We start from the raw sequence: 8,151 nt of genomic DNA, 5'->3' as shown, positions 1-8,151 counted from the left end.
TTACATACGCTTGACCTGTCTTATTCCGGAATTGCTGAAATTGTTGGATGAAGGAAAGATTAATTTTACAGTAGGTGTTTCATTAACCTATTTATCAGAAACGGAGCAGATTTGGGTGAAAGACTGCATAGTGTCTGGAGCAAGCTCTGTTACAGGTTCAATGGCAACAAAACTGAAGCAATACAGCGATGAAGGTAATCTGACAGAATTAGCGGTACAGCTTATTCTGAATGAAAAGAAAACAGAGACAGGAAAAGTTACTTTAACTGAAAAGAAAATACGAAAGTATTTTCCAAAGGAATATAGCAGAGAACAGATTGAACAGGTTATCTATGAACTGCTTGATAACTGGAAGAAAAGCCAATAACGAGGGAAGGAGGGAAAGCAAAATGGCAAAATCCGAAAGCACAAAAATAGAGTTTGGTTATTTTCACGATTATGAATCGGAACAGTTTGCTTTTTACCGTATTCCCAAAGTATTATTCACAGATGAATATTTCCGTAATCTGTCCAGCGATGCAAAGGTTCTTTATGGGCTGATGCTGGACAGAATGGCTTTATCTATCAGACATCAGTGGTTTGATGAAGAGGGTAAGGTTTATATTATTTTTACTGTTGAACAGGTTATTCAGTATATGAATTGTGGAAGAGATAAAGCAATGAAAACGCTTGCAGAACTGGATACCAAAAAGGGAATCGGATTAATTGAAAGAGTCAAACAAGGATTTGGTAAACCGGATATTATTTATGTAAAGAACTTTATTTTAAGGACATCAAAAGATGTTAAAAACAATGATGAATCCGAAGAGAGTATTCAACAAAATCGAGAGGTCGAAGAAGTCGACTTATCGGAGTCGGAAAAATCGACTTATCGTGGTCGGAAAAATCGACTTCAAGGGGTCGGAAAAACCGACTTCAAGAGGTCGGAAAATACGACTTATCGTGGTCGAAAAATCAGAACTACAGAAGTCGGAAAAACCGACCCTAATAATACTAATTATAATTATACTGATATTAGTAATACTGACAGAAGTAATACTGATCTTATCAATCTTTCAGATTCTTCCGAACAGCAGTCAATGGATTTGATGGAAGAGATGGAGTTATTCCAGATGAATATTGCACTTGTAAAAAGAAATATTGAATATGACTGTCTTGTACAACGATGCAGACTGGGGGAACAGCAACAGTTGGATGAAATTGTGGCACTAATTGTGGAAACAATCAGCATAGAACGGGAGAATATTACGATCAGTGGAGTGAAATACCCATATCAGTTCGTAAAAAGCAGATTATTGTTGCTGGAAGAAAGCCACATAGAGTATGTACTTGACTGTCTGCATGAGAATACCAGGGAAGTAAAGAACATAAAAGCGTACTTGCTTACCTGTCTTATGAATTCAATAACGACAATAGGCAATTATTACCAGGCAAAAGTAAATCATGATATGTACGGAGGTGGCATATGAGAGGAAAAGAAATTATAACAAAATTGATAATTCCTGGTGCAATAGCTATGATTATCTGCTTAATTGTTCACCCTATGTGCATGAATGGTGAAATATTAGACTGGAGAAAATTATTGCTTTTTGTGGGAATACCTTTCGGAATCCAGAAAATGTTTTTGCTGGTTGTTCCAAGAAATGTGGGGACAGGGGAAATGCTTGGTTTGTTGGTACTTAAACTGATGGTAGGAAGTTTGATTGGAATAGGGGTTCTTGCCTGGAGATTATTAGCTGTAGCAGGAATTTTGCTAAAAAACGGAATTTCTGGAATTATATGGATCATAAAAAGACTGAAAGAAATGGTGATCAAAAATGAGCGAAAAGCAACTGGAAAAATTGTATTATAGCATTTATCCAATGAATCAATGTGAAACACAAAGTAAAAGTTATGAAGAGACAAAGGAACTGTGTGAAACATTAGAAAAGGAAATGATAAGTCTAATGAGTCCGGATCTGCAGGCAATGTTTGAGGATTACAAGGAATATACTTTAAATCTTAAACAAACAGAACAGAGAGACGCTTACATAGATGGATTAGCGTTTGGGATTCGCACAATTTCGGAAGCCTTTTTACATGAGAACAAAAATAGAATATGGTGATTGAAAAAGCAGTCTGTCAAGGCTGCTTTTTCTGTACCGCTTACATAGGAGAATGAGATGTGATTGATTTGATAATTATTATTATGGCAGGAATAGTGCTTTTGTTTTTGCTGTCTTGTTGCTTTATGGTTGCAAGGCTGTTGGATGAGGAAATATCTATGTATGGATATGAAGGAAAAGAAAACTGGGAAAGGGAACAACTTCTCGACAAATTGTCGAGAAGTTCAACAGATGAAAGACATGGAGATAAATGAAAAGATTCGTTATTTTCGGAAACAGAGAGGGCTATCGCAGGAGCTGCTTGCAGAACGAACAGGAATTAATGTGAATACAATTCGGAAGTATGAAATAGGCATACGAAAGCCGAAAGTAGAACAATTAAAGAAAATTGCGGATGGACTTGAAATTAGTATAATAGAATTTTTGGATATTGAAATAGAAAATGAAGCGGACTTGATTGCTATGCTGAAAAAAATCAGTCCGTTTTTTAAGTGGGACGGATTGCTTCATGTATTGGAGGGGGAAAAGTTTTTATGATTGGTGTAGGAAGTGTATTGATATCACTGTTTCTGGTTTTGGTTTGTTATTCATTAACACTGACAGCGAAAAGAGCAGATGAAAACTTATTGATGATCTGTGAACAGAATCAGAAAATTGAAGAAGAGAAAGGAAAGCAAGAAATGGAATCAAAGAGAGACATTTTGAGAGTGATTGAAAAAGAAATCAAAAAAGGAAGTGCGCCAGTTGCATTTGCGGGTTTGGGGTTTTCCGAAGAATGTTATCATTTGGTAGATAGTCAGGCTAAGATGAACCAACTTTTAGATTATTTTTTTCGCAATGAAGAATACGCAGCTTTGGCAGATCGGCAGGTGAAAAGTAATATCTATGCAGAAATGGGCAAAAGGCTGAATTTCCGTAGTGCCAGATCTGATCGAGACAGAAAGAATATGGAGGTAGCGGCGAAACGATGGATTAAGAAAAAGCATCCAACATTTGATGGTGATGTATATGTCGAAAATATCCGGTGTTTTCTGGATATTTCCCAGGAAGAGTTAGAAAAACGTAAATGTACTGTTAATGAACAGGATATCACAGCACTTATTTTCAGTCAGAAACATCTGGAAGCATTATATCTGCAATGCCTTATGCACAGGCGAAACGCAATGCAAGAGGTCCCGGAATTGAAAGGTTTGTCAGAAACGTGCAACAGGATTTATAAATTGCAGGATGTAGATGTATTATTCCAGTGCCTGCTGATGGATCAGATGGATTGGGAAGAAGGAAAGTTGTATGTGCAGTTTAGCACCTTATATTTGCTAAAGGGAAAATAATAAATGCTTAGGAGTGGCAATTGTAGTATAATAATTTTATTATTATACTAGGGGGAACGTAATGAATCTAAATAATATTTATAATTTTAAAAATCCAGTAAAGCATTTTATTAATATTGATGAATTAGCTTTTCCGCAGGATATACAGAATTTTAATCTGGATAAATTGGTATGGACAGAGCCAATTAAATTCAGAATACGAAAAGATGAAGAAAAATATCGAGTGCTAAAATTGCCTAATATTTTAAATTTAGTAGCAGCATATTATCATTATAAGGATATGCCATATTTTGATGACATTCAGTGCTTAGATATACAACATAAAAGATTATCAGCAAATATTGATACAGGGGATTTTTCAGGTGGTGAATATGATCGGCAGTTGGAAAGAGATTTTAATAATTTATGTATTTATGATAATTTAATTAGATTAGATGTCAAGGAATATTACGGAAGAATATATACACATAATATAGATTTTAATGGACATGGAGAAAGATATCTTTCAAATATGAATTGCGGTGAAACTAATGGTTTACTGATGGGAAATTACATATCATTGTACTTTGCAGAGAGCATATTAAGTAAAATAAGTGTCTCTATAGAAAATATGCTTATAGAGCAGAATATTGATTGTATTTTTTCGTATTTTTCAGATGATTTTTACTTTTTCTGCAATAAAGAAGATAACGATGGAATTATATCAATTTTTGATAAAGTATTAGAGCAGTTTGATTTGGAAAGAAGTGATAAAAAAGAAATATGGACCTATGAGACTTTTAATAACCATAATGTTGTTGCAAGATATTGGAAAAAAGTAGTTGCACATTGCAATACGCATTTTAACAATGAAAAGACGGATAATAAACTTTGCTTTATTAATCAAATGGTATACCGTATGTCTAAATTAGATGATTACAAATTGAAGAAGGTATTTATTAATAATCTATTTAAAATAAAGTATTTTCGAGAATTGCCATTAGGAAAATTCCAGGTTAAAGAATATGATTATCATCAGCTGTGTTTTTTATTGAAATATTCGCCAGAATCAATGTTATATGCTGCTGACAGATTTGCAGAAATGCAGAATTTTGATAAAAACAAATTAACTCAATTCTTTAAGGTAAGATATAAGGAATGTTTAAGAAATAATTATAATGAGGAACAATTATATTATTTCTATGCAATTTCTGTATTTGGTTTTAATGAAATATTGCAAGAATACAGTGGGGCAGTAGCAAAATCATGTAATCAAATACTAATATCATATTACTTAAAAGATCATTTGTTTAAGGAAGAAGAAATAAATTATTTAAGAACATGTACACAAGAATCCTATTGGTTGCAGAACTATCATTTAATTTTGTATTCACCAGATTTAATGTCTGATCTTGAGGAAAGTATAGAAAAATATCTTATTCCACAAAAAATAAAGAGAGCTTTATGTACAAAAGTAAGAATGCAAAATCAAAGAATAACATACTTGGAATTTTATAAGGAAAATTTATCACAGAATAAAGCAATTATAAGAGATATTGATATGGTAAAAGCGGAAATCCTTGAATATTTGGAACTGAAAATACAAGAAAGCGAAGAAATGTTTGAATTAGAAGAGGATGAATAATGCAGGGAAGAAGTCATAGTTAGCACTATGGCTTTTTCTTATGAATAAAAGAGGACTTCTCGACAATTTGTCGGGAAGTGGAAAGGAGCCAAATTCCGATGAAAATATATCTCCCCCATCTGTTAGTTCCACCATAATTTGCTGATCAGAATCGAAAGGAGGCGTGCAAATTGCAGGAAGAAGTTACTCAGAAAACAATCGCATTGTCGGTTAAAACTGCAAGAGTGACTGCCGACGTGTTAAAAAATATGCTGCGGAAGTATCTGTCAGGACAGAAGCAAAAGGGAAAGAATCCTTATAAGGTTGGAAAACAGTCATACAAAGAATTGAAAAGCCAGGGTTCTGGTTTATCCAATATTGAAATCACAGATGGAAATATCAAGTCCTTTGAGCGTGTGGCAAAAAAATACCGTTTAGATTTTGCCTTGAAAAAAGACAGTTCGACCAAGCCACCGACCTACTATGTGTTCTTTAAAGGGCAGGATACAGAAATGATGAATCTGGCATTTAAGAAATATTTGGGTGTCCAGATGAACAAAAAGGATAAGCCATCTATTATGGAAAAACTTATGCACTTTAAGGATGCTGTGTCTAAAGGAAAGAACAGAGAACGAGCAAGAGAACAGCAGAAAGACAGAGGGCAGAGTTTATGACGGAGAAAAAACAGCAGCATAAGAAGAAAAGAGGAAAAGTTCAGCATATCAGAGGCTCTCCGAAAAAGAGAAAAATATCTGGAAAAGCTGTTTTTTCCTCAGAGAGTATCCCAGGAAAAATGCTTGCAGATGTGAAAAATCTGATTACGGACAAGGTAAGTGAATTGAAGAGGGCAGATCAGAAAAAGCTGTTTTTAGCTAATTTCCCCTATCTGATGTTTGCCTATTTTTTCAATAAGATTGCCTGGTTGTATCGGGTAAACACCGGAGCAACTTCCTGGGATAAATTTATGAATACCATTACTTATTTTGAACTGGCATTTCAGAATCTCTGGCCAAGTTTGAATCATATAGATTTGTTGTGTGGAATCGCAGGCGGCGTGGCTGTGAAGCTTATTATTATTTACCGCACGAAAAATGCCAGGAAATATCGGCTGGGTGTGGAGTATGGTTCTGCCAGATGGGGAACAGAAAAAGATATACGACCATATGCTGATCCTGAATTTGAAAATAATATTATTCTCACAGAAACAGAGAGTCTTACTATGTCAAGCAGACCAAAGAATCCGAAATATGCCAGGAATAAAAACATTCTGGTAATTGGCGGTTCCGGTTCTGGAAAAACCAGATTTTTTGTAAAGCCTAACATTATGCAGATGCACAGCTCTTATGTGATTACTGATCCGAAGGGAACTGTGCTTCTGGAAGTTGGCAGTATGCTGGCAAAAGGCAGTCCGATGACGGATGAGAATGGAAAAATCGTGCGGGACAAAGAGGGAAAAGTTATATACGAACCGTATAAAATCAAAGTTTTGAATACAATTAACTTCAAAAAATCCATGCACTATAATCCATTTGTATATATCCGCAGTGAAAAAGATATTCTAAAACTGGTAACAACCATTATTGCTAACACCAAAGGTGAAGGGCAGCAATCGGGTGAGGATTTTTGGGTAAAGGCGGAAAAACTTTATTATTGTGCCCTGATCGGTTATATCTGGTATGAAGGTAGGGAAGAGGAAAAGAATTTCAATACTTTGCTTGCAATGATTAATGCGTCAGAAGCCAGGGAAGATGATGAGAATTTCAAGAATCCAGTAGATCTGATGTTTGATGAACTGGAGCAGAAAGCCCCGAACCATTTTGCGGTAAGGCAGTACAAAAAATACAAGCTGGCTGCCGGTAAGACAGCAAAATCTATTCTGATCAGTTGTGGTGCAAGACTCGCACCCTTTGATATTGCGGAACTGCGGGAGCTTATGAGTTATGACGAACTGGAACTGGATTTGGTCGGTGACAGGAAAACAGCATTGTTTGTTATTATTTCAGATACCGATGATACCTTTAATTTTATTGTTTCTATTATGTACACACAGCTTTTTAATCTGCTCTGTGACAGAGCTGATGATGTATATGGAGGTAGACTTCCAATTCATGTGAGGTGTCTCCTGGACGAGTTTGCGAACATCGGACAAATTCCAAAATTTGAAAAACTGATTGCTACGATTAGAAGCCGGGAAATCTCAGCTTCTATTATTTTGCAGTCAAAGTCTCAGCTTAAGGCAATTTATAAGGATAATGCCGATACCATCGAAGGGAACTGTGATACGACCTTATTCCTGGGTGGAAAGGAAAAAACGACATTAAAGGAAATAGCGGAGATCCTGGGAAAAGAAACCATAGATCTTTATAACACATCGGATACGAGAGGCAGTCAGCGGTCTTATGGAATGAACTACCAGAAAACAGGAAAGGAGTTGATGAGCCAGGATGAAATAGCAGTCATGGACGGGGGAAAATGTATTCTGCAGGTGAGAGGTGTCAGACCATTTTTCTCAAATAAATACGATATTTGCAAACATAAAAACTACAAATATCTGTCCGATTATGACAAAAAGAATACTTTTGATATTGAAAAATATCTGAGTACTAATCTGATACTAAAACCAGAGGATGAAGTGGAACTGTATCAGATGTAACTTCTCGACAAATTGTCGGGAAGTGGATTATGGGAGGAAATCATGAATAATTTGGAAAAAAGGAACAGTCGGTATCCATCGACGAAAATGAATATACCGACTGTACGTGTGAGGAATTTTCCAAGTAGAAAATCCTATGCTTAGTGTAGCACAAAAGGCAGGGTTTATATAGTGTTTTCTTCCCTTTCTGGAAAAAATCTAAGAAAGGACTGGAAAATGTAAGTTTTCCAAAGGTACACTTATGGCATTTTTTACAACGGCAATTACGACCTTAAAAACATTGGTTTGTGCGATCGGAGCCGGACTTGCAGCTTGGGGAGTGATCAATCTGCTGGAAGGATATGGAACGGACAATCCGGGTGCAAAGTCACAAGGAATAAAACAGTTCATGGCTAATTAGTTGGAACAAAAAACGAAAGGAAAAGCACAATCCAGACGGTATCAGCGGCAGGCTACAAG

At 35.7% G+C, this 8,151-nt stretch carries 10 protein-coding genes and 1 pseudogene; all 11 read left to right on the top strand.

What is annotated here, in order from left to right; translation table 11 throughout:
• Nucleotides 1–367, top strand: a pseudogene (locus ABCM67_RS15910) (chromosome partitioning protein ParB); the annotation flags it as partial.
• A gap of 22 nt (nucleotides 368–389) precedes the next feature.
• On the top strand, nucleotides 390–1,469 hold the full coding sequence (locus ABCM67_RS15905; RefSeq protein ID WP_342993032.1) for a DUF6017 domain-containing protein: 1,080 nt from the start codon (nucleotides 390–392) through the stop codon (nucleotides 1,467–1,469).
• Nucleotides 1,466–1,852, top strand: a complete 387-nt coding sequence (locus ABCM67_RS15900) for a DUF6050 family protein (RefSeq protein WP_021926220.1) — start codon at nucleotides 1,466–1,468, stop codon at nucleotides 1,850–1,852. The genes ABCM67_RS15905 and ABCM67_RS15900 overlap by 4 nt, the downstream gene beginning before the upstream one ends.
• A complete protein-coding gene (locus tag ABCM67_RS15895; protein WP_015541255.1) occupies nucleotides 1,818–2,105 on the top strand; it encodes a DUF6809 family protein in 288 nt (95 codons plus the stop codon). Before ABCM67_RS15900 ends, ABCM67_RS15895 begins: the two co-directional genes overlap by 35 nt.
• Before the next feature lie 59 nt (nucleotides 2,106–2,164).
• Nucleotides 2,165–2,359, top strand: a complete 195-nt coding sequence (locus ABCM67_RS15890) for a hypothetical protein (RefSeq protein WP_342993031.1) — start codon at nucleotides 2,165–2,167, stop codon at nucleotides 2,357–2,359.
• Complete coding sequence (locus ABCM67_RS15885) at nucleotides 2,337–2,642, top strand: helix-turn-helix transcriptional regulator (RefSeq protein WP_342993030.1); 306 nt, start codon at nucleotides 2,337–2,339, stop codon at nucleotides 2,640–2,642. Before ABCM67_RS15890 ends, ABCM67_RS15885 begins: the two co-directional genes overlap by 23 nt.
• Nucleotides 2,639–3,436 carry a hypothetical protein gene (locus tag ABCM67_RS15880; protein WP_147603406.1) on the top strand — a complete coding sequence of 266 codons (798 nt, stop codon included), beginning with the start codon at nucleotides 2,639–2,641 and terminating at the stop codon, nucleotides 3,434–3,436. Before ABCM67_RS15885 ends, ABCM67_RS15880 begins: the two co-directional genes overlap by 4 nt.
• Before the next feature lie 61 nt (nucleotides 3,437–3,497).
• On the top strand, nucleotides 3,498–5,060 hold the full coding sequence (locus ABCM67_RS15875) for a hypothetical protein (protein ID WP_147603405.1): 1,563 nt from the start codon (nucleotides 3,498–3,500) through the stop codon (nucleotides 5,058–5,060).
• A gap of 170 nt (nucleotides 5,061–5,230) precedes the next feature.
• Complete coding sequence (locus ABCM67_RS15870) at nucleotides 5,231–5,713, top strand: PcfB family protein (RefSeq protein WP_044925928.1); 483 nt, start codon at nucleotides 5,231–5,233, stop codon at nucleotides 5,711–5,713.
• A gap of 119 nt (nucleotides 5,714–5,832) precedes the next feature.
• The gene (locus tag ABCM67_RS15865; protein ID WP_342993033.1) at nucleotides 5,833–7,692 is read left to right on the top strand and encodes a type IV secretory system conjugative DNA transfer family protein; all 1,860 of its coding nucleotides are present in this window, start codon (nucleotides 5,833–5,835) and stop codon (nucleotides 7,690–7,692) included.
• A gap of 241 nt (nucleotides 7,693–7,933) precedes the next feature.
• Complete coding sequence (locus ABCM67_RS15860; protein WP_005426591.1) at nucleotides 7,934–8,092, top strand: Maff2 family protein; 159 nt, start codon at nucleotides 7,934–7,936, stop codon at nucleotides 8,090–8,092.
• Nucleotides 8,093–8,151: the final 59 nt, after the last annotated feature.

Origin of the sequence: Blautia sp. 2227st1_G12_2227SCRN_220401 (genome assembly GCF_039062885.1) — a bacterium.
In the GTDB taxonomy this organism is placed as follows: domain Bacteria; phylum Bacillota; class Clostridia; order Lachnospirales; family Lachnospiraceae; genus Blautia_A; species Blautia_A fusiformis.
The sequence above is the reverse complement of the archived record's forward strand: the minus strand, read 5'-3'. Positions and strand labels throughout refer to the sequence as shown.